The sequence below is a fragment of the Pseudomonas sp. FW305-7 genome (assembly GCF_058786735.1).
On record NZ_JBYSZA010000038.1, the window covers coordinates 24,534 to 51,131 of the forward strand.

Below are 26,598 nucleotides of genomic sequence, written 5' to 3' on the forward strand. Positions count from 1 at the left end.
ATCCTGGCCATGGATAGAGCCGCCGATTGCAAAAAAGTGCAGTGCTCACAGTGTTTCCCGACCTTCGGCAACCATTTAGTCCGACTTTATCATTGCAATAAACGCTTAGTCGGCTATAAATTTTCACTCACATCTTAAATAGCATGACTATTACCATCCCTATGTAGGAACGGCCTGCGGCAGCTCCTATACCGGGATTTGAAAACAACAACAAAAAGGAAGGTCAACCATGCTTCAATCCCGTCACCTGCTCTCCGGCCTCGGACTCTCTCTGATGATCGCCACCCTTTCCGCCAACGCGGCGGGCCTCAGCGCCGAACACAAAGCCTTCGGCAAAACCAATGACGGCACGCCCGTCGAGCAATACATCCTGCGCAACAGCCATGGCATGCAAGCCACCGTCATCACCTACGGCGCGACACTGCAATCGCTGAAAGTGGCGGACAAGCACGGCAAGTTCGACGACGTGGTGCTCGGCTTCGATGATGTGCAGGGCTATCAGAAAGGCACCGCGTATTTCGGCGCGACCATCGGCCGCTTCGGCAATCGCCTCGCCGAGGGCAAGTTCGAACTCGATGGCAAGCGCTATCAAGTGCCGCAGAACGACAAGACCAATGCCCTGCACGGCGGCACATCAGGCTTCGATAAAAAAGTCTGGAAAGCGCAGGAAACCAAGGACAAGGATTCGGTCGGCGTGACCCTGACCTATCTGTCGCCGGACGGCGAAATGGGCTTTCCAGGCAACCTCACCACTGAAGTGACCTATCGCCTCACCGACAACAACGAACTGCGCATCGACTACAAGGCCAGCACCGACAAACCGACGGTGCTCAACCTGACCAACCACAGTTACTTCAATTTGGCCGGCGCGGGAAATGGCGACATTCTCAAACAGGTCGCGACCCTGCATGCCAGTCATTACACCCCCGTCACGGCCAAGTTGATCCCGACCGGCGAACTGGCGCCGGTAGCCGGCTCGCCGATGGATTTCAGCAAACCGACAGCGATTGGCACGCATATAAAAGCTGATCATCCGCAGTTGAAATTCGCCGAACCAAAACAGGGCGGCTTCGATTTCAATTGGGCGCTAGATACCAAGGGTGATGTAAACAAGGTCGCCGCTGAAGTCAGCGATCCGCAGTCAGGCCGGCATCTGCAACTGTTTACCAACGAACCGGGCGTGCAGTTCTACACCAGCAACTTCCTCGACGGCACGGTCAAGGGCAAGGGTGGCAAGGTGTATCCGCATTGGGGGGCGTTTACTCTGGAGACGCAGCACTATCCTGACTCGCCGAACCAGCCGGACTTCCCGAGTACGCGTCTGGACCCAGGGCAGACTTACACCCAAAGCGTGGTGCTGAAGTTCTCCGCAAAATAGATCCACACTGGATCTGTGGCGAGGGAGCTTGCTCCCGCCGGGCCGCTAAGCGGCCCCCCGTCATCTATCGTTTTCGAAGCTTTTGGGAACGGCAAAAACCCTGACAATATCCTCACCACAGGCAACGTCATAAAACCTGCTTTCGTAGAAATCAAAGAGCGTCTCTACACCGCAGTTGGAAAAATGCCTTCTGACTTCTTCCATCTCTCGCGACACCGTTGCGACGGGGTCACTCTTTAATTTCTCCACAAAACCAATAGAGGATGGTTTTGGATAAACAAAGATATTGGGGATCGCTACACCCTGCTCCTCCAGAGCTTCGAAATCGGTGTAAGTCACAGCATAAAAGTGCTTGTTATCAGCGCCCGCCGCAGTCAACGCCTTTATTGAGTTCAGAAGAAATACGGCGAGACCGGTCAGAAAATCGGAGACTCGGTCACTGCTCATCTGCGCCTGCAAAAACGCCAATCGGCTGTATCGTGAAACAAGCGGTATCTCTTCAAAACTCTCATAGCTTGAAAAGAACACCCCCATATCGTTATAGGGTTCCTGGCTAATCACCTTGCTATAAAAGTCTGTCAGCTTCATCTTCCCGAACATTCCATCAGATCTCAAAACCCTCTACTGTCCGCTGTGCAATGCTGGGCCGATTAATTTGTCGTACTGTTCGCGCCATCGCCCAGCCACCAGTAGAGAAGCGTTTCGTCTTCTATATCATCGATATTCTTGTAAACGTTCGCGTAATACCATTGAAGCCCGGTCTCCTCGCGGAACGCGTCGAAGAACAGTGCGATGTTATCCATTCCGGTCTTCGCGGGAATGGCCAAAGTCAAATTCCCTTTGTATACGCCGTCCAAGGTACCGTTGAGATGGTTGGCAACGTCCGCCTCCAGCCTCGCCAGACGGTCTGGCGAAATGTGGCTGGAATAGATGTGAATACAGAAATTACCTCCCCTTCTCAGTACCTCAGCGTGTGTCTGAGAATTTTCCAGGGAAACCACATCGCCTCTGGCCAGATTCAACGCCAGCCCCGGTGATGAAAGCAATTCATAGGTATGCTCAGCCAGTTTTCTCGCGGGTAAAGATTCAAACACCGCCCCTTTGGAGTTCTTTCCGGCATACACGCGAATATGTTCTACAGATCCTTCGTCTACCATCCAATACTCCTAACCTGGTGCTCTAAAGCAAAATCAGACCCTGTACACACAAAGCGAGGATCAAATGCGGTGCTCAAGAAAGCTGTAGAAATTGCTGATGAAGTCTCTCCGTAGACCCGGCAGTATCCTCTTCAAGATCAGGAAATAAAGATAGACCGGTGTGCCGCCATCCCCTTCCTCTTCCCAGATTTCCTCTGTGCCAAAGCAATAGAGCACAGCCCGAACAAAATTTACAAAACACTCATCCGTCTTACGGTACTGCTGCTCCATCTGCCAGAGTTCAACCTTGAGCTTCTTTCGGAATGCCTCATCACCTTCTATTCTTTCCCGCGAGAGGCCTGCCTTCAGATAGGGAAGCAACAACTCCAATTTGGCACTGGAAATAGCGTCAAGCTTGCCTCTCTGGATAAGACCCAATAGATAACGAGTGTACTCACAGGTCATTTCTCCAAAAGACACACTCGCCTCAAGCAGCTGTTCTTCCAGGCGATCAAACTCATTATTTTCCAAACTATCCAGCATCATAAAATGCTTCTTCCATTTCTGACCGATGCGTGGCTACAGCAGACGCAGTTGTCGACTGTTACAGAAAAAGGCCCACTCTTTACTGGGCCTTTAAATCACAGACGCTCGCGTTCAGTGAGCGTCTGTTGTATCTGACCTGTCAGATCACCCCTCGATCAGCCCGGCGCTTTTCAAGCCCTCGCGCATGCCCTGATCCGCCTGTTCGCACCACTGCTTGAGCGTCAGACCCGATGGCAAGTTGGCTTCAAGCTTCTGGTATTTACCTTCCGTCAGCACTTCCCCCTTACGACCGTTGGCTTCGCTCTTGTCGCCCTCGCTCTTGTCCATCTCACCCGGCATCTCGGAGACAAACCCCACCATTTTATTAGCGTTATCCACGCTGTCAGCTTTCAGCAAGCCCTTGTCAACGCAATGCTTGATCAGGCCGGCCGTGTTACGCCCCATGTCGTAAATCCCCTTCAGCGTGGCAGCGTCCGGCCCCTCCGCGTGGGCAACATTGACGGTGCCGAAAGCGGCGGTGATTGCAAAAATGAAAGCGGCTTTTTTCATGTTTATTCCTTTAAAGATGAGGCGGGTTGTTGAATACAGAACTATGACTGAGGCTTCCTACTTGCGAAATTATATCTCGCCATACTGACAACACTTTCACTCTCGTCCTCAAGCAGCTTCTCCAGGATTGCAATAGGCGCTTTTCTATTTGCAGCTATTGCCCCCCTGACAAGAGAATTGGGGTCTTGAGAAAGACGCTCAAACAATGTTTGCGATAACTTTCGCTTTGAAGCAACAAAATACCGGACGTCATCGAATACACACAGCTCTTCAAGAATTTCCACCGGCACCGTTTTATTGTGCGCAACCCATCTTCTGTACTCGGGGAATTTCTCGATCACCTCACGCCATACCGCAATCGGCGCCTCTTCCATAGCGGCTCGATCGTACTCGTCTTTTACTTCACTTCCACGCAGTGCCACAAACTCTTCAGCAGAGGTAATCATATTGCTTCCTTACATTCATTGCAGTGACCTTATGCACCGTCACCACCAGGTACGTCATCCGTAAACTGCTTCATGGCAGGCCTGACCAGCAGTGCGGATTAGAGCGCTGCAATCAAACGATTAAATGCACGTGCGCAGCCCCGTTGTTTTGCATCTCTAATCATTGAATCGTGAGTGAACGGTTCAAGCGTTTCGCGAACCGCTTTCGTAGCTATTGCATTGAAGTGTGCATTATCAAAATCACACTCCAGCGTTGAAACCCTATAAGAATTGCGCTTGGACCACTGATCGAATCGTATTACGATTTTCTCGTCAAAAATCAGTGCCCCATCACTTTTATCCTCGAAAAAGAAGAACTCCTTACGATTCGTATCGACATGCCCCGTTGATGTAGCAAATGGCTGCTTTCTTAAAAGCGAAGTCAGCCTTACCCCACCTGCAATACCAAGACCTCCCCCCAGACTCTCACTCGCGAAAAAATACTGCTTGAAAACAACCATTATTTTTCTACGAAAATAAGGAACTTCGTATGCTTTCTCGAAAGAATGAAAACCATTCGGATCGCCGATCAGTTCAAAATCGGCACTTATCAAATCCGCCCCGGAGAAGCCGTTCAACCCAAAAATACCTGGCTGAAGATTACCCGCCCTCTCTATAAACAACTGAACAAGCTGATGAAAATCAGTAGAAATCACATATTCCCTTATTACGCGCTACCGGCGTTCGTACCCGCGGCATGCTCCTCACTAACAATGGCTCCCAGCTGTTTCAGTTCAGGCACACGCGAAGAGTCTGGATCTGAATCGATGCCCGCTCCTGCGGATTTCTTGAGCCGATCCACACTCATCGTTTTATCGAGGCATCTTAAAACACACTAGCAGGCTAACGCTATTGCCGGTCAGAATGGCGATGAGTGATCAAACTTCATGCCAGATATCACAAAGCCCTGCGGATCAAGGTGCTGAGCGAAACCTACCGTCTTCCTGCGTCACTTGAACCGAATCAACAATGAAAAGTGCGCAACTTCTTGCGCACTTGCCCGGGCAGGTGTTTAACGAAAAATTGTTAAATGAAAAGCGCAAGATCAAAAGATCGCAGAGGAGCTGCCGAAGGCTGCGATCTTTTGCGTTGTGAGCCTCATGGAACCCCTGCGCTATCCTGCTGCCCACTAAAAGGTATCGACACGTTCAGAAAGGAGGATTGCATGCGTACTCTCGAGTTGGCCGGTGTGCAGGTGCCGGTGATTGGCCAGGGCACCTGGCGCATGGGCGAAGACCGTTCGGCGCACACGCGTGAAGTGGCGGCGCTGCGCACGGGTATTGAGTTGGGCATGACCCTGATCGATACAGCGGAGATGTACGCCGAGGGCGGTGCCGAAACAGTCGTCGGCGAGGCCATCGCCGGGCTGCGCGATCAGGTGTTTCTGGTGAGCAAGGTCTACCCGCACAACGCCAGCCGCACAGGCATCCCACAGGCTTGCGAGCGCAGCCTGCGTCGGCTCGACACCGATTACATCGACCTCTATCTGTTGCATTGGCGCGGCCAGTATCCGCTGGAAGAAACCGTCGAAGCGTTCGAACGCCTGCGCGAAGAAGGCAAGATCGGCCGCTGGGGTGTGTCGAATTTCGATGTCGACGACCTCGAAGAACTCTCCAGTTCAGCCTGTGCGACCAATCAGGTGCTCTACAACCTGGAAGAGCGTGGCATCGAATTCGATCTGCTGCCGTGGTGCCAACACCAGCGCATGCCGTTGATGGCCTACTGTCCGATTGGCCAGGGTGGCGCGATGCTGGCTGAACCGCTGCTGAAGCAGATAGCCATTCGTCATGGCGTCACTCCCGCACAGGTTTCGCTGGCGTGGATTCTGCGTCAGGATGGTGTGATTGCGATTCCCAAGGCTGTGCGACCGGAACATGTGCAACTCAATGCACAAGCGGCGCAGCTGCAATTGGAGGCCGGGGATCTGGCGGCGCTGGACCAGGTGTTTCAGGCGCCACAACGCAAGCAGCGACTGGCCATGGTCTGAGCCAGCGGCTGGCGAGGGCTTCGCGATGAGAAGCACTGATCAGTACGACCCCTTCAACCTGCAACGATTTGTCCAGGCCCAGGACCCGGTGATCGAACGGGTCCAGCGTGAACTCGACGAGGGCCGCAAACGCAGCCACTGGATGTGGTTTGTCTTCCCGCAGTTCGCCGGGCTGGGCGGCAGCGAAATGTCCCGACGCTATGCCATCGGCTCGGCCGAAGAGGCCCGAGCCTATCTCGATCATCCATTGCTCGGGGCGCGGCTGCGCACCTGCACGCAACTGGTATTGAATGTGCAGCAACGCTCGATCGCCGAGATTTTCGGCCATCCCGATGACTTGAAATTTCACTCCTCGATGACGCTATTCGCCCAGTTCACCGCTGACGACAGCTTGTTCAATCAGGCGCTGGAACGCTATTTCCACGGCATTCTCGATGAATGGACGCTGCAGCTGCTCGACTCAAAACAGGCCCAGTTGCCCCCCGATCAGGGTTGAGAAATCGTCGTCGACAAACGGCAGAATCGCATCCGCCACCGGTTGCAGCTGCCGGGTGATGTAGTGGTCGTAGTCGATGGCGGCGCGGCGCACTTCCAGCGGCTCGGGGCCGGCCAGGGTGATGAAGTAGCTGATCCAGCCGCCATTCTGGTATTGCCGAGGGCGCCCGTGCTGGGCGTTGTAATCGTCCGCCAGGCGCGCCGCACGCACGTGCGGCGGGACGTTGCGCTCGTAATCGTCGAGTGTGCGGCGCAGGCGCTTGCGGTAGACCAGTCGCTCGTCGAATTCACCGGCGAGGGTTTTGCGCACGTAGTCGCGTACGTAGTCTTGATACGGCTTGCGCTGGAAGATCCGCTCGTAGAGTTCCTGCTGAAATTGCCGGGCCAATAGCGACCAGTCGGTGCGCACGGTTTCCAGGCCTTTGTAGACCATTTCCTCAGTACCATCGGCGCGGGTGACGAGACCGGCGTAGCGCTTCTTGCTGCCCTCCTCCGCGCCGCGAATGGTCGGCATCAGAAAGCGTTTGTAGTGAATTTCGAATTGCAGTTCGAGGGCGCTTTCCAGACCGTACTCATCACGTACATGCGCACGCCACCAGTCGTTGACGTGTTTGACCAGCGCATGGCCGATGGTTGCCGCTTCTTCTTGCCCGTGCGGGCGACGCAGCCAGACGAAGGTCGAGTCGGTATCGCCATAGATCACCGCGTGACCCTGCTCTTCGATCAGCTTGCGCGTGCGCAGCATGATCTCGTGGCCGCGCAGGGTGATTGATGAGGCCAGCCGCGTATCGAAGAAGCGGCAGCCGCTGGAGCCGAGCACGCCGTAGAAGGCGTTCATGATGATCTTAAGCGCCTGCGACAACGGCGCGTTGTGCTCGCGCTTGGCCGTCTCGCGGCCCTCGGCGACCCGCGAGACGATGGCCGGCAGGCAATGGCGGGTGCGCGAGAAACGTGCGCCACGGAAGCCCGGCACCGAGTCGGCGTCGTCGGGGTGCTGCAAACCTTCGATCAGCCCCACAGGGTCGATCAAAAAGGTGCGGATGATCGACGGATACAAACTCTTGTAATCGAGCACCAGCACCGATTCATACAGGCCCGGTTGCGAGTCCATGACAAAACCACCGGGGCTGGCCTGCGGCGGGTTGGTGCCGAGGTTCGGCGCAACAAACCCCTGTCGATGCATCAACGGCATATACAAATGGGTGAACGCCGCCACCGAACCGCCGCTGCGATCCGCCGGTAGCCCGGTGACGCTGGCGCGCTCCAGCAAAAAGGTCAGCAGTTCAGTCTTGGCGAAGATCCGCGTGACCAGTTCGCAGTCCTTTAGGTTGTATTTGGCCAGCGCCGGTTTGTCCTCGGCGAACATGCGGTTGATTTCGTCCATACGCTGGTACGGATTGTCGATGGACTTGCCTTCACCAAGCAGGGTCTGCGCGACGTTCTCAAGGCTGAACGAAGGAAAACTCCAGGTCGCCGAGCGCAGCGATTCGATGCCATCGATGATCAGCCGCCCCGCCGCCGAGGCGAAGTAGTGATTGCGACTGCCGTGTTCGCGCCACTGCATCTCTTCGCCGCCACGGCCGATTTTCAGCGGCACGCCGAGGCGTCGCGCGTGTTCGTGGAGGATGCGCAGATCGAACTGGACGACGTTCCAGCCAATGATCGCGTCGGGGTCGTGCCGCGCAAACCAGTCGTTGAGTTTCTTCAGGATGAGCGTGCGCGAGTCGCAGTATTCGAGGTCGAAGTCGACGATGCTGGCGTCACCGTTCGGCGCACCGAGCATGTACACCTGGCGCTCGCCGCAGCCTTCCAGGGCGATGGAATACAACTCACCGGTTTCGGTGGTTTCGATGTCCAGCGAGACCAGGCGCAGTGTCGGCCGGTACTTGGGGTCGGGTTTCAATTGCGCGTTGAGCAATACGCCGTCGGTATCGGCGGTACCGTTGAACAGTACCGGCGCGGTGATGAAACGCTCCATCAGATAGCGTTCCGGCGGGCGCACATCAGCTTCGAAGACATCGACACCGGCACGATTGAGCGCGGTTTCCAGGCGCATCAACTGGCCGTGTTGCTGGCAATACAGGCCAAGCACCGGGCGATGCTCGAAATCCTGCAGGGCCAACGGGCGCAGTTCGACATTCTTTTCGTCGTGCAGCAGGCGTTCGGCCGCCTCGCGCTGTTCGGCGGGGATAAACGCCACCGACGGCTGATGCGGCAAGCGCACACGGCGCGGCCCGGCGTCGGTCGCCAGCCAGAACTCGACTTCGGTGCCGGCCGGGGTATCGCGCCAATGCCGGGTCAGGACGAAGCCCTGCTGTAAATCCACCACTGCGACCTCAGGAATTGAAACAGAGGGGCATTCTACGCTGCCCTTCCGGAGATAACCCCATCCCCTGTGGTGAGGGGATTTAGCGAAACGTCGCACCGCCCCGATGGGTTGCGAAGCAGCCCCAAAACCATCCGACACGGTGTATCAGGCAAGCCCGACGGGCTGATTCTGGGCCTGCTGCGCAGGCCATCGGGGATGAATCCCCTCGCCACAAGGCTCCACTGGCCCCAAAGCCTCTTTGCAGGTTGAGAATATCGAGTAAATGACGTTTTTTGCGTGTTATCTGCCGCTTTGCCACCTTGCTCTGCGCGCTTGCGTCTACGATGCTTGGATAACAACGACAACACCTGAGTAACCGCCATGAAGACCGTCGCCCAACTGCTCAAGCTCAAAGATCAGAAAAATCAGGAAGTACACCAGATCAAGCCTGATCACATGGTGCTCGAAGCGCTGATGAAGATGGCCGAGAAAAACGTCGGCGCCTTGCTGGTGGTGGAAAACGACGAAGTGGTCGGCATCATCAGCGAACGCGATTACGCGCGCAAACTGGTGCTGCATGGCCGCTCATCGGTGGGCACGCCGGTTCGCGACATCATGGTGGCGAACGTGATCACCGTGGATACCCACCAGACTGTCGATACCTGCCTGGGCATCATGTCCGACAAACGTCTGCGCCACTTGCCGGTGGTGGAGAACGGCAAGCTGATCGGCTTGCTGTCGATTGGTGACCTGGTCAAGGAAGCGATTGCCGAACAGGCTGAGCTGATCAAGCAGCTGGAGCAGTACATTCGCGGGGAGTGACCCACGTCCTCCTCATGATCATTCCCACGCTCCGCGTGGGCATGCCTCCGGTGACGCTCTGCGTCACGCTTTGGGACGCAGAGCGTGGGAACGATCACCTCGGTCAGGCTGGCCAATGCCGGGCGAACACCGGTGCCAATACCGGATGCCGGTCGATCCGCTGTAACCACGCATAAAACCCCGGCCGAGTCTGACGCAAATGCTCGCGGCTCCCGGCCCAGCGCGTCACCACCGCCGCCAGCACATCCAGCGCCCCCGGAGTTTCGTCATCCAGATACAACTCCGCTGAAAACTGATCAGCAAACACCTCCCAACTCCAATGCAAACGTTCTCGAGCGCCGGCAATCAGGTTTTGCCGCGACGCTTCGTCGGGCATCACCAGCCAGCGCTCGGGGTAATCGATGACGCCGATCGCCGAGTAACAATTGCTGACGATGTAGACCACACCACGAATCGCCTGATCGCGATCCTCCGCCTTGACCGGCAATAAACCGGACTTGGGAAAGGTCAGGCCCAGATGAATCAGAATCGCCGCGCTTTCGGTGATGGCGCTGCCATCGGGCAGTTGCAGAGTCGGAATCTGCTTCAGTGGATTGAGCTGCGCCAACGCCTCGGCGGCTTCGGTACTGGCTTCGACATCAATGAAGCGATAAGCGATCTGACACAACTCCAACGCCGCTTCGATGGCGGCTGCGCCTGAATTTCTGTGCCCATACAGTTGATACATAAATCCCCCCTTCTACTGGCTACCCATCCCCTGTGGCGAGGGAGCTTGTCGGAACGCCGCCCGTCCCGCTTGGCTGCGCAGCAGTCATAAAATCAGAGACTGCGGTGTATCAGTTGTAGTGCATTTACCGGGTTTGGGCCTGCTTCGCAGCCCGGCGGGACGGGCGGCGTTCCGACAAGCTCCCTCGCCACAAGAGCGAATTTGTCAGCAGTTGTATCGGTATTGGCACGTTTTCCCATGCACTCGCGACTTGCGAATTCAAACCTCGCAAAACAGCGCTGGCGGTGCCCATCCCGCACCAAGTGCATCAAGAACCCGTGGGAGCTGGTTTGCCAGCTCCCACAAGTAACGAGGTGATTGAAAAATATTTGTCGGATTCTGCATCCAATTGCCTCCGCCACGGGTAGTCCCTGTAACAGCCCTCCTCGGCTGCCAGCGGTCTACCCTTTTCGGAGAAACACTGATGAACATCACCCAGCTGATTGGCCTCACCGGTTTGCTCGCCCTCTCCTCGACAACCTTCGCCCAAAGCAGTTACCCCGACGCGATCAAAGTCCCGGATGGCCACAAGATCGCGATGGAAACCACCGGGGTCGGCGAGATCACCTATGAGTGCCGCGACAAGCCCAATATGGCCGGGCAGACCGAGTGGACCTTTGTCGGTCCGAAAGCGGTGCTCAATGACCGCAGCGGTAAACAGGTGGGCACCTACTTCGGCCCGCCCGCCACTTGGCAGGCCAAGGACGGTTCGAAAATCACCGGTACGCAGTTGGCCGTGGCGCCGTCGAGCCCGGGTAACCTGCCTTATCAACTGGTCAAGGCCAACCCGGCCGAAGGTAAGGGCGCGATGAGTGGCGTGAGTTACGTCCAGCGCGTTGCGCTCAAGGGCGGCGTGGCGCCAGCGAGCGAATGCACAGCGGCGAACAAGGGCAAGCAGGAAGTGGTGAAGTACCAGGCCGATTACATTTTCTGGGCGGCGAACTGAAGTCACAGGCCCAACACAAAACCTGTGGGAGCGGGCTTGCCCGCGATAGCGGTAGATCAGTGAAGTAGAAGTTGGCTGACACGACGCCATCGCGGGCAAGCCCGCTCCCACAGGGGTTCCGTGTGCTGAAGTTAAATGTGAGCTAGATTGCACGACATGTCTTTGCCTGAATCAGTGTTCGATTATGAAGCCCGTCTCGCTGCCTGTGCCCGCGGCGAGCAGTCGGCCCTGCGCGATTTGTATCTGCAGGAAGGCCCACGCCTGCTCGGCGTGGCCAGGCGACTGGTGCGCGACACCGCGCTGGCGGAGGACATCGTGCATGAGGCATTCATCAAGATCTGGAACGGTGCCGCCGGGTTTGACCCGGCGCGCGGTTCGGCGCGGGGCTGGATGTTCAGCGTGACCCGGCATCTGGCGCTCAATCTGCTGCGTGATCAGGGTCGGGAAACGCCGTTCAGCGAAGACCATGAAGTGCCGACACACGACGATGATGCCTTCGATGCGCACTCACACTCGGCGCGCATCCATCGCTGTCTCGAACAGCTCGATGCGCAACGTCGACGCTGCATCCTCCACGCCTATGTCGACGGCTACAGCCACGCGCAAATATCGGCGCGCCTCGACACACCGCTGGGCACCGTCAAAGCCTGGATCAAGCGCAGCCTTAACGCGTTGCGGGAGTGCATGGGATGACCACCGAATCGGCTCAGGAACGCGATGAACTGGCCGGCGAATACGTGCTCGGCACGCTCTCTGCCGAACAGCGGCGCGAGGTGCAGAAACGTCTGGTGCATGAGCCGCCACTGCGTGCGGCAGTGGATGCCTGGGAGCGACGGCTGCTGGAGTTGACGGACTATGCCGAATCGCAGCAACCGTCGGCGCAGTTATGGCCACGAATTGAACGCAGTGTCGAGCGCTCGACGCACAAAGCGCCCTCAACTTCCTGGTGGAATCTGCTGCCATTGTGGCGCGGGCTGAGCGCTGCCGGGCTGACCGCGACCTTGATTCTGGGCGCGATCCTGCTGACCCAGACCACACCGAAACCGAGTTATCTGGTGGTTTTGGTCGCGCCGCAGGACAAGGCGCCGGGCTGGGTGATCCAGGCCAGCAATGCACACGAGATTCAGTTGATTCCACTGGGTGTGGTCGAGGTGCCGGCGGACAAGGCACTGGAGTTCTGGACCAAGGCTGACGGCTGGCAAGGGCCGGTGTCACTGGGTCTGGTCAAGCCGGGGCAGGCGCTGTCGGTACCGCTGGACAAGTTGCCGCCACTGCAACCCAACCAGCTATTCGAGCTGACGCTGGAGGGCGCCAACGGCTCGCCAATCGGCAAGCCGACCGGGCCGATTCAGGCGATCGGGCGCGCGGTGAAGGTGTTGTAAGGCTCTGGCGCGGGGGTTCTGGCAATCATCATTGGCGTCGATGTTCACCATTACATCAATGAAGTTCTCATAAAAAATCCCCGGCGTAACATCCGCTCCATACCAACCAACAACACCCCGGAGCACACCATCATGAAACGCCAGACTCTTCTCAGCATCGCTTTCTCGGTTTTCGCAGTAAACGCTTTCGCCGCCACGCCAGCTCACACGATGATCGCCGCTGATGGCTCGGATCGTCTGTATCAAAACGCTGTTGCGGCTGATGGTTCCGATCGTCTGCAAGGCAACACCGTCGCCGCTGATGGTTCTGATCGCCTGCAAGGCAACACCGTCGCCGCTGATGGTTCCGATCGTCTGCAAGGCAACACCGTTGCCGCCGATGGCTCCGATCGTCTGCAAGGCAACACCGTTGCCGCCGATGGCTCCGATCGCCTGCAAGGCAACACCGTCGCCGCCGATGGCTCCGATCGCCTGCAAGGCAACACCGTCGCCGCTGACGGTTCCGATCGCCTGCAAGGCAACACCGTTGCCGCCGATGGCTCCGATCGTCTGCAAGGCAACACCGTCGCCGCTGATGGTTCCGATCGTCTGCAAGGCAACACAGTTGCCGAAGGTGGTTCGGATCGTCTGAACGAACGTCGCGCTGTTTGAATGAATGGCGTTACCGCAACAACCCAGAGAAACCCGGCTCCCGTCAGCCGGGTTTTTTACGTCTGCGTGAATCAGCCGCCCTTGGCCATGCAGCGCTTGTAACGTTCATCCACGCGCTTGGCGAACCAGGCAGTGGTCAATTTTCGGGTGATTTTCGGGCTCTGCAGCACGATCCCCGGCAACACCGCACGCGGCAGTGGTTTACCTTCTGCCTTCTCCGCCAGCTCGAACACGCGTTGATAGAGTCTGGTCTCTTCGAACTCCAGGGTTTTGCCCTTCTCCAATTGATCGCGAATGGTCGGATTGCGCATGCCCAGCGATTTGCCGAGGGTGCGTACCGCCAGTTCGGTGCCGCCGGGCATGATCGAGTCGTAGCGGATCAGGTCGCCGTCCAGCGCCAGCGGGATGCCCGAAGCGCGGCTCACCGCATTCTGGAATGCCGCATTGCGACTGGCGTACCACCCGGCATTGAAGTCGGCGAAGCGGTACAGCGGCTCGCGATAGCTGACCGGATAACCGAGCAGATGCGCGATGCCGAAATACATGCCACCGCGCCGGCTGAACACCTCGCGGCGGATGGTGCCGTCCACCGGGTACGGATAATCCTTGGCGTGCTGTTCGGCAAATTCGATGCTGACCTGCATCGGCCCGCCGGTGTGCACCGGGTTGAAGCCGCCGAACAGCGTGCGGCCCATCGGCACTCGGCCAATGAAGTCATCGAAAATGGCACTCAACTCTTTTTCGCTGCGCGCCGCGCTCAGGCGCTCGCTATAGGTTTTGCCGTTGGTTGAACGCACTTGCAGGGCGCCGCTGACCAGCAGGCTGGGGATGTGCACTTTGGCGGCGCGGCGGTCGATTTCGTCACGGGCAATTTTGCCGAGGCCGGGCACTGTCGGGTCGGCTTGAAAGGTGGATTCCTGTTCGGCCACGGCGAGCACCGAACAGAGATTCTGTGTGGTCGGGCTGATGTTCTGCGCGGCGAACGCGGCATAGATATCCGTGGCCCAGCCCTGGCGGTCGGCGGTTTTGGCGGGCATCAGCCGCACGATCTCGGCCTTCACTTCGGCGGGGGCACGGGGTGCAGGCTCGCTGCTGCGCTGACCGGCACAACCGGCCAACACCAGCAGTGCGGCGAGGGTGATCAGTAATCGAGAGTTGTGCATGAAGCTTCATCCAGTCCGTTGAGGCGGGTTCACCATACGATCAATGGGGTTCCACAAACCAGACTTACACAGACCTTGTGGCGAGGGGATTTATCCCCGATGGACTGCGCAGCAGTCCCCTTGGAAATCAAAAACGGGGGCCGCTTCGCGCCCCATCGGGGATAAATCCCCTCGCCACAAGGAAGCAAATCAAGCCGTGGATTAGAGGTTTCAGCCGTAATGACAAACTGATTGCAAAACGTTACTGAGAAAAACTATCATTTGTGCCTGGAGTCGCATTTGCGCAAGGAGTTCCCGCGCCGCCCTTACTTTTCTCACTGGCCGTGCGCCTCCAGGTACAAAAATGCCCGCTCCAGCTCGACTTGCCGTGCCCTTTCGCCCGACGCTTCTCGCCCTGCTGTGCTCTCTGACCATCACCGCCCACGCTGCTGAAAAAGACAACAAAGCGCTGGTGCTGGACGACGTCAACGTCAACGCTCAAGCCCCGACATCCAACGCCCTGCCCCCGGTCTACTCCGGTGGTCAGGTCGCACGCGGCGGCCAACTTGGCGTACTGGGCAATCAGGACATGATGGACGTGCCGTTCAGCGCGGCCTCCTACACCGAGCAACTGATCCAGGATCAGCAAGCCGAGGACGTCGCCGATGTGCTGCTCAACGATTCCTCGGTGCGCCAGGCTTCCGGTTTCTCCAACCAGGCACAGGTCTTCATGATTCGTGGCCTGCCGCTGAACGGCGACGATATTTCCTATAACGGCCTCTACGGCGTACTGCCTCGGCAGATCATCTCAACCGACGCCCTGGAGCGCGTGGAAGTGTTCAAAGGCCCGAACGCCTTTATCAACGGCGTGACCCCGACCGGTTCCGGCATCGGCGGCGGCGTCAACCTGCAGCCAAAACGCGCCGGCGACGTGCCGCTGCGCCGCTATACCACCGACATCAACAGTGAAGGTCGCGTCGGGCATCATTTCGATATCGGCCAGCGTTTCGGTGAAGACAACCGCTTCGGCGCGCGGATCAACCTGTCGCAACGTGAAGGCGATACCGGCATCGATCACGAAAACCAACGCTCGAAACTGTTCGCCATCGGCCTCGACTATCGCGGCGATGCGCTGCGGATTTCCGGCGACTTCGCCTACCAGAAAGAACGCGTCAACGGTGGTCGCAACTCGGTCAACCTCGGCACCGCCACGCACATTCCGGACGCACCATCGGCCGACACCAACTACGCGCCGAAGTGGGGCTACACCGATATCGAAGACACCTTCGGCATGCTTCGCGCCGAATATGACCTCAACGACAACTGGACCGCTTACGCGGCCGGTGGCGCCAAACACACCCGTGAAGTCGGGCGCTACAACTCGACCACGCTGGTCGGCAACAGCGGCGCATCGTTCACCACTGGTTCGTTCATCCCTCACGATGAAGACAACACCAGTGTGATGGCCGGTCTCAATGGCAAGTTCAACACCGGCCCTGTCAGCCACAAGCTGAACTTCGGCTTGACCGGCATTTGGGCCGAGCAGCGCAGCGCCTATGACTTCGACCTGACCAAGTACGCCAACAACATCTACCACCCGGTGGAAACCCCGGCGCCGGTCGGCAACTTTTCCGGCGGCGACCTCAATGACCCGGGCATTGTCGGCAAGACCTTCAACCGTAGCCTGGCGATTTCCGATACCCTCGGCTTCTTCGATGATCGCCTGCTGATCACCGCCGGCCTGCGTCGTCAGCAAATGGTGGTGCAAGGCTACAACTACGCCAGTTGGGGCAGCGGCGGCCGTAAATCGAGCTACGACGAGTCGATCACCACACCGGTCTACGGCTTGGTGTTCAAGCCGTGGGAGCACGTGTCGTTCTATGCCAACCACATTGAAGGCCTGGCCCAGGGGCCGACTTCGCCGACCAGCAGCGGCGGCTTTCGTGTGACCAATGGCAACGAAGTCTACGCACCGGCACGTTCCAAGCAGACCGAAGCCGGGGTGAAAGTCGACATGGGCACCTACGGCGCGAGCCTGGGGGTGTATCGCATCGAGCAACCGAGTGACGGTTACTGTGAAATCAACAGCGCCACCACTTGCACCTACGTGCGTGAAGGCGAGCAGGTCAACAAAGGCGTGGAACTGAACGTGTTCGGCGAGCCGATCAATGGTCTGCGCCTGATCAGCGGCCTGACGTTGATGGACACCGAACTGAAAAACACCCTCAATGGCGCCAACGACGGCAACCGTGCGATTGGCGTACCGACCTTCCAGTTCAACGCTGGTGCCGATTGGGACGTACCGGGCCTGCAAGGTGTAGCGCTGAATGCGCGGATGCTGCGTACCGGCGGCCAATATGCCGACGCTGCGAACAACCTCAGCCTGCCGACGTGGAACCGTTTCGATGCCGGTGCGCGTTATGCGTTCAAGGTGTCGGAGAAGGACGTGACGCTGCGTCTGGGCGTCGAGAACCTGGCGAACAAGAAGTACTGGGAATCGGCTCAGGGCGGCTACCTGACTCAGGGTGAGCCGCGAGTGGCGAAGTTGTCGGGGACGATCGACTTCTAAGCCGCTGTCGAACACACACCTGTGGTGAGGGAGCTTGCGCCCGCTGGGTCGCGAAGCGGCCCCCGCTTCTTTGACAGAAGCGGACTACTGCGCAGTCCGGCGGGAGCAAGCGCCCTCGCCACAGAATCTCTGCCAGAAATCAAAAAGGCCCCGCCGCCCCAACGCTGCGGGACCTTTTTCCGTCTGGCTGATCAACTGGCCACCCTCTCCTTCTGATCCATACTTGCTGCACAGCAAACGGAGAACAGGCCCATGAACCGCAGCGACGTCCTGATCATTGGCGCCGGCCCGACCGGCCTGGTGCTCGCCCTGTGGCTGAGCAAACTGGGCGTGCAGGTGCGCATCATCGACAAATCCTCCGCCCCCGGCACCACCTCCCGGGCGCTGGCGGTGCAGGCGCGCACGCTGGAGCTGTACCGGCAACTGGATCTGGCCGACACCATCGTGCGCAGCGGCCATCGCGTTGCGGCAGCCAATTTCTGGGTCAACGGTAAACCGGTCGCGCAACTGCCGCTCAATCGCATCGGCGAGGGCCTGACACCTTATGCGTTCATCGAAATCTTCCCGCAGGACGAGCACGAACGGCTGCTGATCGATCGGCTCGAAGACTATGGCGTAAGCGTCGAACGCAACACGACGCTGGAGAGTTTCGAGGAAACCGGCGACGGTCTCACCGTGCATTTACGCCTGCCCGATGGCGAACAGGAAATCTGCCAGGCCTGCTATCTGGCCGGTTGTGACGGCGCGCGATCGGTGGTGCGTAAAACCCTCGACACCGGTTTCCCCGGTGGCACCTATCAACAGATTTTCTACGTGGCGGATGTGCAGGCCAGCGGGCCGGCGATGAATGGCGAGTTGCATCTGGATCTGGACGAAGCGGACTTTCTCGCGGTGTTCCCGCTGGCCGGAGCAGGCCGCGCACGGCTGATCGGCACCGTACGCGACGAACGTGCGGAACGCGTCGACACACTGGAGTTTTCCGACGTCAGCAGTCGCGCCATCGAGCACCTGAAAGTGCATATCGAAGAGGTCAACTGGTTCTCCACCTATCGCGTGCATCACCGAGTGGCGGAGCATTTTCGCAGTGGTCGCGCGTTCCTGCTCGGCGACGCGGCCCACGTGCACAGCCCGGCGGGCGGTCAGGGCATGAATACCGGCATCGGCGATGCGATCAATCTGGCGTGGAAACTCGCCGCGGTCATCAGCGGTGGCGCCGAGACCCGACTGCTCGACAGCTACGAAACCGAACGCATCGCCTTCGCCCGGCGGTTGGTCTCCACCACCGACAAAGTCTTCAGTTTCGTCACCGCAGAGGGGCGCATGGCTGATCTGCTGCGCATGCGTGTGGCACCGTTTCTGATCCCGAAAATGGCCTCATTCGAAGCGAGTCGCGAATTCCTTTTCCGCACGGTGTCGCAAGTCACCCTCAACTATCGCGGCATGTCGCTCAGCCAAGGCGTGGCCGGACACGTCCACGGCGGTGATCGCCTGCCGTGGGCGCATGACGGTGAAGGGGATAACTACGAGCCACTGCGTCAGCCTTGCTGGCAAGTGCATGTGTACGGTGACACCAGCGACGAGATGATCCAATGGTGCAACGAACATCACCTGCCGCTGCATGTGTTCGACTGGCGACCGGCGTTTGAGACGGCAGGATTGGGGCGCAACGGCTTCTACCTGCTGCGCCCGGATACCTACGTGGCGATTGCCGATAACAGCGCGGATCCGAAGGTAATCGAGCGCTACTTCCGTGATCACGGCATCCGGCCGTTCTTCAATTGCGCGTAACCAAAGAACAACATAGAAACCTGTGGGAGCTGGCTTGCCAGCGATAGCGGTGGCTCAGTCAACATTGATTTTGAATGTGCTGGCCTCATCGCTGGCAAGCCAGCTCCCACAGGGTTACACGATGTGGCCTAGATCCCGGCCAGGGCCAGATCCATCGCAAAGTAAGTGAAGATCAGATCCGCACCCGCCCGCTTGATCGCGCCCAGGCTTTCACGCACCACACGATCCTCATCAATTGCCCCGGCCTGTGCGCCGAACTTGATCATCGCGTATTCGCCGCTGACCTGGTACGCCGCCAGCGGCAGGTTCGAGGCCTCGCGAATATCGCGGATGATGTCGAGGTAGGCGCCGGCCGGTTTGACCATCAGCGCATCGGCGCCTTCCTGTTCGTCCAGCAGCGATTCGCGCAGGGCTTCACGGCGGTTCATCGGGTTCATCTGATAGCTTTTGCGGTCGCCCTTCAACGCGCTGCCACCGGCCTCGCGGAACGGGCCGTAGAGCGCCGAAGCGAACTTGGTCGAATAGGCCATGATCGGAATCTGGGTAAAACCGGCCGCATCGAGTGCCTGACGAATCGCCCGTACCTGACCGTCCATTGCCGCCGACGGCGCAATCACGTCAGCGCCGGCACGAGCCGCTGACACAGCCTGTTTGCCGAGATTGATCAGAGTCTGGTCGTTGTCGACTTCATGGTTGTGCATCACGCCGCAATGGCCATGATCGGTGTACTCGCAGAAGCAGGTGTCGGACATCACGATCATTTCCGGCACAGCATCCTTGGCGATCCGCGACATGCGCGAGACCAGGCCGTTTTCACGCCAGGTGTCGCTGCCGTTGCTATCCAGATGATGGGACACGCCGAAGGTCATTACCGACTTGATGCCGGCGCGAGCATAACGCTCGATCTCACTGGCCAGTTTGCGCTCGGGAATGCGCATCACGCCGGGCATGCTCTTGATCGGCACGAAGTCATCGATCTCTTCTTCGACGAAAATCGGCAGCACCAGATCGTTCAGGCTGAACTCGGTTTCCTGGAACAGACTGCGCAGGCTCGCATTGCGGCGCAGACGGCGGGGACGTGCTTCGGGGAACTGACTGGACATGGGGCTTTCCTGAAAACGCAAGATGAGACGAAAGTCGTAGGGGGCGAAGCTTATGCCTTGCGAGGGTTGGCGTACAAACCTGGATCAATCAAGAGTGCATTACTGAGCGCGCAACAATCCTCCAGACCACCATAAAACCCTGTGGGAGCTGGCTTGCCAGCGATGGCGGTGGGTCAGTCAACATGGATGTCGACTTGCCGGCCTCATCGCTGGCAAGCCAGCTCCCACAGAGTCATGTGTCATTCAAGAAGGAATGGTCAGGCCTCGGGTGACCGCCGGCCGCGCCAGGAAGCGCTCGAGCACACGAGTCACATTGGGGAAGTTGCTGATGCCCACCAGATCGCCCGCTTCATAAAAACCAATCAAATTGCGCACCCACGGAAACGTCGCGATGTCGGCAATGGTGTAACGCTCGCCCATGATCCAGTCGCGGCCTTCCAGACGTGTGTCGAGCACCTTCAGCAGACGTTTGCTTTCGTCGACGTACCGGTCACGCGGACGCTTGTCTTCGTAGTCCTTGCCGGCGAATTTGTTGAAGAAACCGAGCTGGCCGAACATCGGGCCGATACCGCCCATCTGGAACATCAGCCACTGAATGGTTTCGTAACGCAGCGCCCCCTCCTGGGCCAGCAACTGGCCGCTTTTGTCCGCCAGGTAAATCAGGATCGCGCCGGACTCGAACAGCGGCAGCGGCTGATCTTCAGGGCCATGAGGGTCGAGGATCGCCGGGATCTTGTTGTTCGGGTTCAGCGACAGGAATTCCGGGGACAACTGGTCATTGGTGTCGAAACCGACACGGTGCGGCTCGTACGGCAGGCCGATCTCTTCAAGCATGATCGAGACCTTGACGCCGTTGGGGGTCGGCAGGGAATAGAGCTGAATCCAGTCAGGGTACTGCGCCGGCCATTTCTGGGTGATCGGGAACGCGGACAGATCGGTCATGGGAAGCATCCAGTCACAAATTAAAGGCTGATCATAATGTAGGGGCTGCCGAAGGCTGCGATCTTTTGATTTTGACCTTTGAAGCAAGATCAAAAGGTCGCAGCCTGCGGCAGCGTCTACAGGAACCGTAACATTCAGTGATTAATCTCCTCCGCAAGCCGATCCAGGTTGCCGTTAGAGTGCCGCGCACGCTTGCGGATCGAACCAAAAGGGCCTCAGGGGACTCTGAGCTATGCCCTTGTTGCAGAGGAAGCGCTTCACGACATGGAAACCACCCGGTGCTGGGAGCCCGTGGTGCAAAGGTTTGTCAGCCTTAATCGAACACGCTGAAGACTCTTTTATTTCATGACGAACCTTATGCGTTTCGCCAAACGTTTCAAACATCGCGCGTATGTGGCCCTGCCCTCCCTGTTGGCGGTCAGCGCGCTGTTCCTGTCGCTGGAATCCAGCGAAAGCCGTGCCCAAACGGTGGACGGCACCCAGACGTTGGTGTTCCTGCGTCACGCGGAAAAACCCGAAGGCGGTCTCGGCCAGCTCAATTGCCAAGGCCTGAACCGGGCCATCGACCTGTCGACGCTGCTGCCGGAAAAATTCGGCAAGGCCGATTATGTGTTCGCCGCCAACCCGACACGCAATGTCGAGGAAGGCGAGCTGGACAATTCCTACAGCTATATTCGCCCGCTGATGACCATCAGCCCGGCCGCGATCAAGCTCGGCCTGCCGGTGAATATCGAGTTCTCGGCCAACGACACCAGCGATCTGGCGCGCGAACTGCTCGAAGACAAATACCACAACTCGACGATCTACACTGCCTGGTCTCACGGCTACCTGCCGGAACTGATCAACAAGGTTGCAGGTAACGCGGTCGGCAAGAAACAGAACATCACCGATGACTGGGCGGGCAACGACTTCGATTCGCTGTATGTGCTGACCCTGACGTGGCACAACGGCAAGGCCAGCCTGCAGAGCCACAGCTACAAGCAGGGGCTGGATAATGGCAAGGCGACCTGCCCGACCTGAGTTTTTTGCTGTCAGTCAGGGCCTCATCGCTGGCAAGCCAGTTCCCACAGCGTTTTGTGGTGACCGCCACTATGGGCATCACTCAAGACCTGTGGGAGCTGGCTTGCCAGCGAAGGGCCAGTCAATACGCCATCAACCCGGCTGACTCAGCCGCTCCCACAGGTACTCAAGTACCGCCCCGCGCTCCCCCGCGAACTCGATCCGCCCACCCTTCTTCTCGCGTTGAAACGCATACATCGGGTCGTAATATTCGCGCAGCAAGCCTTCGATCCAGCCCCGGTGCAAATCCACAGCACCACTGCGGCCCTGCTCGGCCAGAGCGTCTTCCATGAGGATCAGCATCCGTCGATGGCGCTCGCCGCCGAGACGTTTCTGCACGTTGTTCAAACTGTCCAGCAAGCGCTCGGCAAACAGGGCAAAACCCTGCTCGCCATGCACCAGCGAAAACTCCGCCGACAGATCCACCACATAATCACGCAGGATCCGCTCGACACGATCTTCAAAGCGATCCTCCAGCCAGACCATCGGGTACTGCTGCATTCCCTGATACAGCGGCAACGGCAAGGCACAACTACCGACGACCCGGCTCTCGTCCTCCAACACGAACTGCCCGATACCGGCATCGCGCTTCTTCAGAATGTCGATGGCCAGGCGGTTTTCAAAATCGATGTTCGACGGCTGCCCGGTGGCTCGTTTGCCGAAGCTTGAGCCGCGATGATTGGCGTGACCTTCCAGGTCCAGCCCGTTGCGCAATTGCACCAGCACTTCGGTCTTGCCCGTGCCGGTCATGCCGCCCAGCAAGACGAAATCGCACTGGGCGATGGCCTGCTCAAGCGTGTCGATCAGGAAGCTGCGCATCGCCTTGTAACCACCGCCGATGCGCGGGTAATCGATGCCCGCCTCGTCACGCAGCCACTGTTGAGTGATCTGCGAACGCAAGCCGCCACGAAAACAATAAATGAAGCCCTCGGGGTGAGCCCGGGCGAACTCGGCCCAGGCCTGAATGCGCTCGGCCTTCACCGTGCCGGACACCAGTTGATGCCCCAGTTCGATGGCGGCGTGCTGCCCGTGCTGTTTGTAACAAGTACCAATCTTCTGCCGCTCGCTGTCATTCATCAGCGGCAGATTGACCACGCCGGGGAACGCGCCTTTGTGAAATTCGACCGGCGCGCGGGCGTCCATCAGCGGTCGGTCGTTGAGGAAAATATCGCGGTAATCGGTGCAGTCGCGGAACATCAAATCACCTCGACTGCGTTCGTCTGTCGCTCGACCAGTTCACCGATTGGCGCAAGGTTCAGGCCCAGTTCTTCGGCCAGGGCAAGAAACTCGTCATTGCCTTCTGGGGTAACAGCAATGAGCAGACCGCCACTGGTTTGCGGGTCGCAGAGCACGCGTTTGTGCAGCTCTTGCACGCGACCGACCTTGGACGAATAACTGTCGAAATTTCGCAACGTACCGCCAGGCACACAGCCCTGATCGAGGTAGTACTCGACGCTGTCCAGACGCGGCACCCGGTCGTAAGCAATACGGGCAGTGAGTTTACTGCCGTCCGCCATTTCCACCAGGTGCCCGAGCAGGCCGAAACCGGTGACGTCGGTCATTGCAGTGACGCCGGCGAGTTTGCCGAAGCGACTGCCGGGTTTGTTCAGGGTGCACATCCAGTCGCGGGCGACGCCAACATCGCTGTGGCGCAATTTGCCCTTTTTCTCCGCCGTGGTGAGGATGCCGATGCCCAGCGGTTTGGTCAGGTACAACAGGCAACCGGCGGTCGCAGTGTCATTGCGTTTCATGTGGCGCTTTTCCACCAGACCGGTGACGGCGAGGCCGAAAATCGGTTCCGGCGCATCGATCGAGTGCCCGCCCGCCAACGGAATGCCCGCCGCATCACACACCGCGCGACCGCCACGAATCACTTCCCGCGCCACCTCCGGCGCCAGCACATTGACCGGCCAGCCGAGGATCGCAATCGCCATCAACGGGTCGCCGCCCATGGCGTAAATGTCGCTGATCGCGTTGGTCGCAGCGATGCGGCCGAAGTCGAACGGATCGTCGACGATCGGCATAAAGAAATCGGTGGTCGACACCACGCCACGCTCGGCATCGATCTCGTAGACCGCCGCGTCATCACGCGAGGCATTGCCGACCCACAGTTTCGGATCAAGATTCTGCGCCCCGCTACCGGCCAGAATCACCTCCAGCACCTGCGGGGAAATCTTGCAGCCGCAACCGGCACCGTGGCTGTATTGGGTCAGACGAATCGGCTCGCTCATGGGGGCAGTCTCAGGCTGGGGAATGGGGCGAATTCTAGCAGAGCGCAGGAAAGCTGATTTTTGCGCTGAATGCCAAGGCCCCTTCGCGAGCAAATGGCTGCCCGATTGCTCACTGACCTGCATAACTTTCATGCACGACGCTTGCCGGCTGATGATGTTTTTTGGACCTCGGCAAAAATCTCCGTGATGGGCCGGTGCGGTTGGCGTTTTTGCATTTGTCTTACCTGCTCACTCAGCCGCAGCAACTCCTCACTCGGCTTGGCCCATTGATCTTCCGGCAGCGGCTCCGACCATTCGCGCATGGATTCGGGCAACGTCTGCTTGCCAATCCTTTCGAGGCGCCGCACTTCCCATTCGACGAGACGGTTGGGAATCGTCCACAGGGTCATGACGTGGTACAGGTACCAGAAAAACCCTGACAGCCGAGTGCGCGAGCTATCGCGTATCTGCTGGTGCATGCGAGCGCGGGCGTTGCGAAAGGTGTGCAGGCCTTCGTGGGGCGGGTCGTCGGGGCCTTGGAGGTCTTGTAGGTCCTGAATCGATTTGAGGTCGTTGACCTCGTATTCCATGTAGCCGCGAATGGCTTCCCAATGGCTGATGGCGAGCGGCAGGCCGGCGCAGGGGAATTCGAGGCTGGTGAGGGTTTCGCCGTGGTAGAAGCCGATGCCCATGCCGTATTGGCGGTGGAGGCCATATTGGGTCGCGCCTTGGGCTTCGATGATCCAGGCGGAGAGGGATTCCCAGGGGACGAAGACGGGGTCGGTTTCGCCTTCGGGCATGAAACAGACTTCGCGGCGTTGACGGTTGAAGCGGGTTGGGATGATTGAGGCGCGTTTTTTGTGGTTGTGATGCCAGACGGCGAGGCCTATGAAGAGACTTAGAAAGCCTGCAATTAAAGAGACTCCGTAAGCCTCCTGAAAAAGGCCCACTATGGCGTGAGAGATGTCACCCCATCCCATCCCAAATAAAAAGAACATGAAACCGCCAATGAGAGGGAACAAACAAGCGGTCATAAAAGTGCCACTCAACGGTCCTCCCAATATGACCTGCCACGAAAACACCTGCGGTAATCCCAACCCAAAATCCATATAAACATTATTCAGCTCGCCTATATGAGGACCGTATGGCGGCAATGGTGTTGGAAGAGGCAGCGGTGCGAGATAGGTAATCTTTCCACTCGGAAAGGGCTCGACATCTCCTGCTCGCTGCTGCTCAAGCCGTTCATGGACGGGCACATCGTGATTACTCGGCATGATCGGCCAGTTCCAGAAATTGGGTCTCGACAAGCAAAACTGGTGGGGACTCTTTAATCAACTGAGGAGAAACCACCGAAAAATGTCCCTCACCCCGAGGGTCCAAATGTATGACGCGTGTTCGCGATGACCACTCACCGTTGGTATTCAAGGTTTGTATGCAGACTGCCAGTTCCAGCGTCTCTCTGGCAGGCGTAAATTCAGAACCGAGACCCACCGGGTACTGAAGACAGAGCACGAGTCCCTCCGGGGATGACTTTACGATGCGCAAGCTACTTACGACCTCATCGCTGATTATGTCCTTGCGTTCTCGGGGCGCTCCTTGACTGTGTAATGGCAGAGAAATACGGTGAGCGCCGATGCCTAGACGATGTGTCGACTTACCGCCAAAGGGAGGCAGCAGATCACTCAACGTCAGTCTTGGCAGCACCAGATGGATATCGCTGGGTTTGGCTTTGAACAACAGTTTTTTCAGCCAAGAGTCGTACGGGTTTGGGCCAAGTTGGGCGTAAGGCGCGTGAATCAGAAAAGCCAGATACTTTTGATAGTCATCCAGTGAGTGATCACCGCACATTTCCGCATCCCGGCTCCAAGGCGTGATTTGCAGCCATTTATCGTGAGCGCTTAGGTTGTAGCGGTTAAATAGCCAGGTGCCGCTCAGCTCAAGCACAGTGAACAGCGCCCCTGCGAGATTGAAGCGGAAAAATACAGTGGACAGACGTGTGCCCGCGGCCGCCCAAGCGGCAGTTCGCGCGGCACGATTCGGTGCAGTCAATACCTTGAACGTGGCGTGGGCGGTGTTGCTCAAGCCATAGGCGTTGACTGTCACCATTCCACCTGCTCCGAATGTACCAAGTGCTGCACTGTTACTCGCCGCTCGATTTCCACTTCGAGTAGCCTGCTCCCAGTTCTTGTGTTGTGTGCGAAGACTAATTGTGGAAGCCACCAACCCTAAGAAGAAGTTTAAAAAGCCTAGCCCTATGTGCAACTTCCCCATCTGCACATATACATGCTGCAAGGCATGAGGTTGAAGCGCAGCTACAAGCGCAGTGCTACGAGC

The 26,598-nt window shown here is 58.2% G+C and carries 25 protein-coding genes and 1 pseudogene; 11 read left to right on the top strand and 15 right to left on the bottom strand.

Going from position 1 to position 26,598, the window contains the following annotated elements; genetic code table 11:
• The first annotated feature begins 229 nt into the window (after window positions 1–229).
• Complete coding sequence (locus AC3WMT_RS28320) at window positions 230–1,378, top strand: aldose epimerase family protein (RefSeq protein ID WP_103306647.1); 1,149 nt, start codon at window positions 230–232, stop codon at window positions 1,376–1,378.
• 60 nt (window positions 1,379–1,438) lie between these two features.
• Here AC3WMT_RS28320 and AC3WMT_RS28325 read toward each other — a convergent pair whose 3' ends face one another.
• The 6 genes from AC3WMT_RS28325 to AC3WMT_RS28350 all read right to left on the bottom strand — a co-directional run bounded on the left by AC3WMT_RS28325 (window position 1,439) and on the right by AC3WMT_RS28350 (window position 4,750).
• Window positions 1,439–1,966 carry an Imm15 family immunity protein gene (locus tag AC3WMT_RS28325; RefSeq protein WP_256583593.1) on the bottom strand — a complete coding sequence of 176 codons (528 nt, stop codon included), beginning with the start codon at window positions 1,964–1,966 and terminating at the stop codon, window positions 1,439–1,441.
• A 62-nt stretch (window positions 1,967–2,028) separates the two neighbouring features.
• Window positions 2,029–2,535: a DUF4265 domain-containing protein gene (locus tag AC3WMT_RS28330; RefSeq protein WP_103306649.1), complete on the bottom strand. Its 507-nt coding sequence runs from the start codon at window positions 2,533–2,535 to the stop codon at window positions 2,029–2,031.
• Window positions 2,536–2,595: 60 nt separating this feature from the next.
• Entirely contained in the window at window positions 2,596–3,060 is a 465-nt protein-coding gene (locus AC3WMT_RS28335; protein WP_256583594.1) for a hypothetical protein, read from the bottom strand.
• 144 nt (window positions 3,061–3,204) lie between these two features.
• A complete protein-coding gene (locus AC3WMT_RS28340; protein WP_103306650.1) occupies window positions 3,205–3,609 on the bottom strand; it encodes a hypothetical protein in 405 nt (134 codons plus the stop codon).
• A gap of 41 nt (window positions 3,610–3,650) precedes the next feature.
• Window positions 3,651–4,055, bottom strand: coding sequence for a hypothetical protein (locus AC3WMT_RS28345; protein WP_103306651.1), 405 nt, complete (start codon window positions 4,053–4,055; stop codon window positions 3,651–3,653).
• Window positions 4,056–4,153: 98 nt separating this feature from the next.
• Entirely contained in the window at window positions 4,154–4,750 is a 597-nt protein-coding gene (locus tag AC3WMT_RS28350; RefSeq protein WP_103306652.1) for a hypothetical protein, read from the bottom strand.
• A gap of 509 nt (window positions 4,751–5,259) precedes the next feature.
• On the opposite strand from AC3WMT_RS28350, the gene AC3WMT_RS28355 reads away from it, so the two are divergent.
• Both AC3WMT_RS28355 and AC3WMT_RS28360 read left to right on the top strand, forming a co-directional pair.
• A complete protein-coding gene (locus AC3WMT_RS28355) occupies window positions 5,260–6,081 on the top strand; it encodes an aldo/keto reductase (RefSeq protein ID WP_103306653.1) in 822 nt (273 codons plus the stop codon).
• A 25-nt stretch (window positions 6,082–6,106) separates the two neighbouring features.
• The gene (locus tag AC3WMT_RS28360; protein ID WP_103306654.1) at window positions 6,107–6,577 is read left to right on the top strand and encodes a DUF1810 domain-containing protein; all 471 of its coding nucleotides are present in this window, start codon (window positions 6,107–6,109) and stop codon (window positions 6,575–6,577) included.
• On the opposite strand, the gene AC3WMT_RS28365 is transcribed toward AC3WMT_RS28360, so the two are convergent.
• A complete protein-coding gene (locus tag AC3WMT_RS28365; RefSeq protein ID WP_177431460.1) occupies window positions 6,542–8,902 on the bottom strand; it encodes a DNA polymerase II in 2,361 nt (786 codons plus the stop codon). The genes AC3WMT_RS28360 and AC3WMT_RS28365 overlap by 36 nt on opposite strands.
• Before the next feature lie 363 nt (window positions 8,903–9,265).
• Between AC3WMT_RS28365 and AC3WMT_RS28370 the strand changes: the two genes are divergently transcribed.
• Complete coding sequence (locus AC3WMT_RS28370; protein WP_103306656.1) at window positions 9,266–9,706, top strand: CBS domain-containing protein; 441 nt, start codon at window positions 9,266–9,268, stop codon at window positions 9,704–9,706.
• Window positions 9,707–9,809: 103 nt separating this feature from the next.
• Here AC3WMT_RS28370 and AC3WMT_RS28375 read toward each other — a convergent pair whose 3' ends face one another.
• On the bottom strand, window positions 9,810–10,433 hold the full coding sequence (locus tag AC3WMT_RS28375; RefSeq protein WP_103306657.1) for a glutathione S-transferase: 624 nt from the start codon (window positions 10,431–10,433) through the stop codon (window positions 9,810–9,812).
• 463 nt (window positions 10,434–10,896) lie between these two features.
• Between AC3WMT_RS28375 and AC3WMT_RS28380 the strand changes: the two genes are divergently transcribed.
• From AC3WMT_RS28380 to AC3WMT_RS28395, 4 genes are all read left to right on the top strand, one after another.
• On the top strand, window positions 10,897–11,418 hold the full coding sequence (locus AC3WMT_RS28380; RefSeq protein ID WP_103306658.1) for a DUF3455 domain-containing protein: 522 nt from the start codon (window positions 10,897–10,899) through the stop codon (window positions 11,416–11,418).
• Window positions 11,419–11,574: 156 nt separating this feature from the next.
• Window positions 11,575–12,111, top strand: coding sequence for a sigma-70 family RNA polymerase sigma factor (locus AC3WMT_RS28385; protein ID WP_103306659.1), 537 nt, complete (start codon window positions 11,575–11,577; stop codon window positions 12,109–12,111).
• Window positions 12,108–12,800: an anti-sigma factor gene (locus AC3WMT_RS28390; RefSeq protein WP_103306660.1), complete on the top strand. Its 693-nt coding sequence runs from the start codon at window positions 12,108–12,110 to the stop codon at window positions 12,798–12,800. The genes AC3WMT_RS28385 and AC3WMT_RS28390 overlap by 4 nt, the downstream gene beginning before the upstream one ends.
• A gap of 132 nt (window positions 12,801–12,932) precedes the next feature.
• Window positions 12,933–13,451, top strand: a complete 519-nt coding sequence (locus AC3WMT_RS28395) for a hypothetical protein (protein ID WP_103306661.1) — start codon at window positions 12,933–12,935, stop codon at window positions 13,449–13,451.
• A 71-nt stretch (window positions 13,452–13,522) separates the two neighbouring features.
• On the opposite strand, the gene AC3WMT_RS28400 is transcribed toward AC3WMT_RS28395, so the two are convergent.
• Window positions 13,523–14,614 carry a DUF1615 domain-containing protein gene (locus tag AC3WMT_RS28400; protein ID WP_103306662.1) on the bottom strand — a complete coding sequence of 364 codons (1,092 nt, stop codon included), beginning with the start codon at window positions 14,612–14,614 and terminating at the stop codon, window positions 13,523–13,525.
• A gap of 343 nt (window positions 14,615–14,957) precedes the next feature.
• Here AC3WMT_RS28400 and AC3WMT_RS28405 point away from each other — a divergent pair, with 343 nt between their 5' ends.
• Together AC3WMT_RS28405 and AC3WMT_RS28410 are read left to right on the top strand one after the other, a co-directional pair.
• Entirely contained in the window at window positions 14,958–17,162 is a 2,205-nt protein-coding gene (locus AC3WMT_RS28405; RefSeq protein ID WP_103306663.1) for a TonB-dependent receptor, read from the top strand.
• Window positions 17,163–17,414: 252 nt separating this feature from the next.
• Window positions 17,415–18,950: an FAD-dependent oxidoreductase gene (locus AC3WMT_RS28410; RefSeq protein WP_103306665.1), complete on the top strand. Its 1,536-nt coding sequence runs from the start codon at window positions 17,415–17,417 to the stop codon at window positions 18,948–18,950.
• Between the two features lie 128 nt (window positions 18,951–19,078).
• Here the strand turns inward: AC3WMT_RS28410 and hemB are convergent, their stop codons facing one another.
• Together hemB and AC3WMT_RS28420 are read right to left on the bottom strand one after the other, a co-directional pair.
• Window positions 19,079–20,053: a porphobilinogen synthase gene (gene hemB, locus AC3WMT_RS28415; RefSeq protein WP_103306666.1), complete on the bottom strand. Its 975-nt coding sequence runs from the start codon at window positions 20,051–20,053 to the stop codon at window positions 19,079–19,081.
• A 243-nt stretch (window positions 20,054–20,296) separates the two neighbouring features.
• Entirely contained in the window at window positions 20,297–20,995 is a 699-nt protein-coding gene (locus AC3WMT_RS28420; RefSeq protein ID WP_103306667.1) for a glutathione binding-like protein, read from the bottom strand.
• Between the two features lie 345 nt (window positions 20,996–21,340).
• Between AC3WMT_RS28420 and AC3WMT_RS28425 the strand changes: the two genes are divergently transcribed.
• Window positions 21,341–22,015, top strand: a complete 675-nt coding sequence (locus AC3WMT_RS28425; RefSeq protein WP_103306668.1) for a histidine phosphatase family protein — start codon at window positions 21,341–21,343, stop codon at window positions 22,013–22,015.
• A gap of 132 nt (window positions 22,016–22,147) precedes the next feature.
• On the opposite strand, the gene mnmH is transcribed toward AC3WMT_RS28425, so the two are convergent.
• The 4 genes and pseudogenes from mnmH to AC3WMT_RS28445 form a co-directional block, all read right to left on the bottom strand.
• On the bottom strand, window positions 22,148–23,251 hold the full coding sequence (gene mnmH / locus AC3WMT_RS28430) for a tRNA 2-selenouridine(34) synthase MnmH (protein ID WP_103306669.1): 1,104 nt from the start codon (window positions 23,249–23,251) through the stop codon (window positions 22,148–22,150).
• Window positions 23,251–24,285 carry a selenide, water dikinase SelD gene (selD, locus tag AC3WMT_RS28435; protein ID WP_103306670.1) on the bottom strand — a complete coding sequence of 345 codons (1,035 nt, stop codon included), beginning with the start codon at window positions 24,283–24,285 and terminating at the stop codon, window positions 23,251–23,253. The genes mnmH and selD overlap by 1 nt, the downstream gene beginning before the upstream one ends.
• Window positions 24,286–24,413: 128 nt before the next feature.
• A complete protein-coding gene (locus AC3WMT_RS28440; RefSeq protein ID WP_103306671.1) occupies window positions 24,414–25,538 on the bottom strand; it encodes a hypothetical protein in 1,125 nt (374 codons plus the stop codon).
• Window positions 25,528–26,598 (bottom strand): annotated as a pseudogene (locus AC3WMT_RS28445) (toxin VasX); the annotation flags it as partial. The pseudogene AC3WMT_RS28445 and the gene AC3WMT_RS28440, both read right to left, overlap by 11 nt.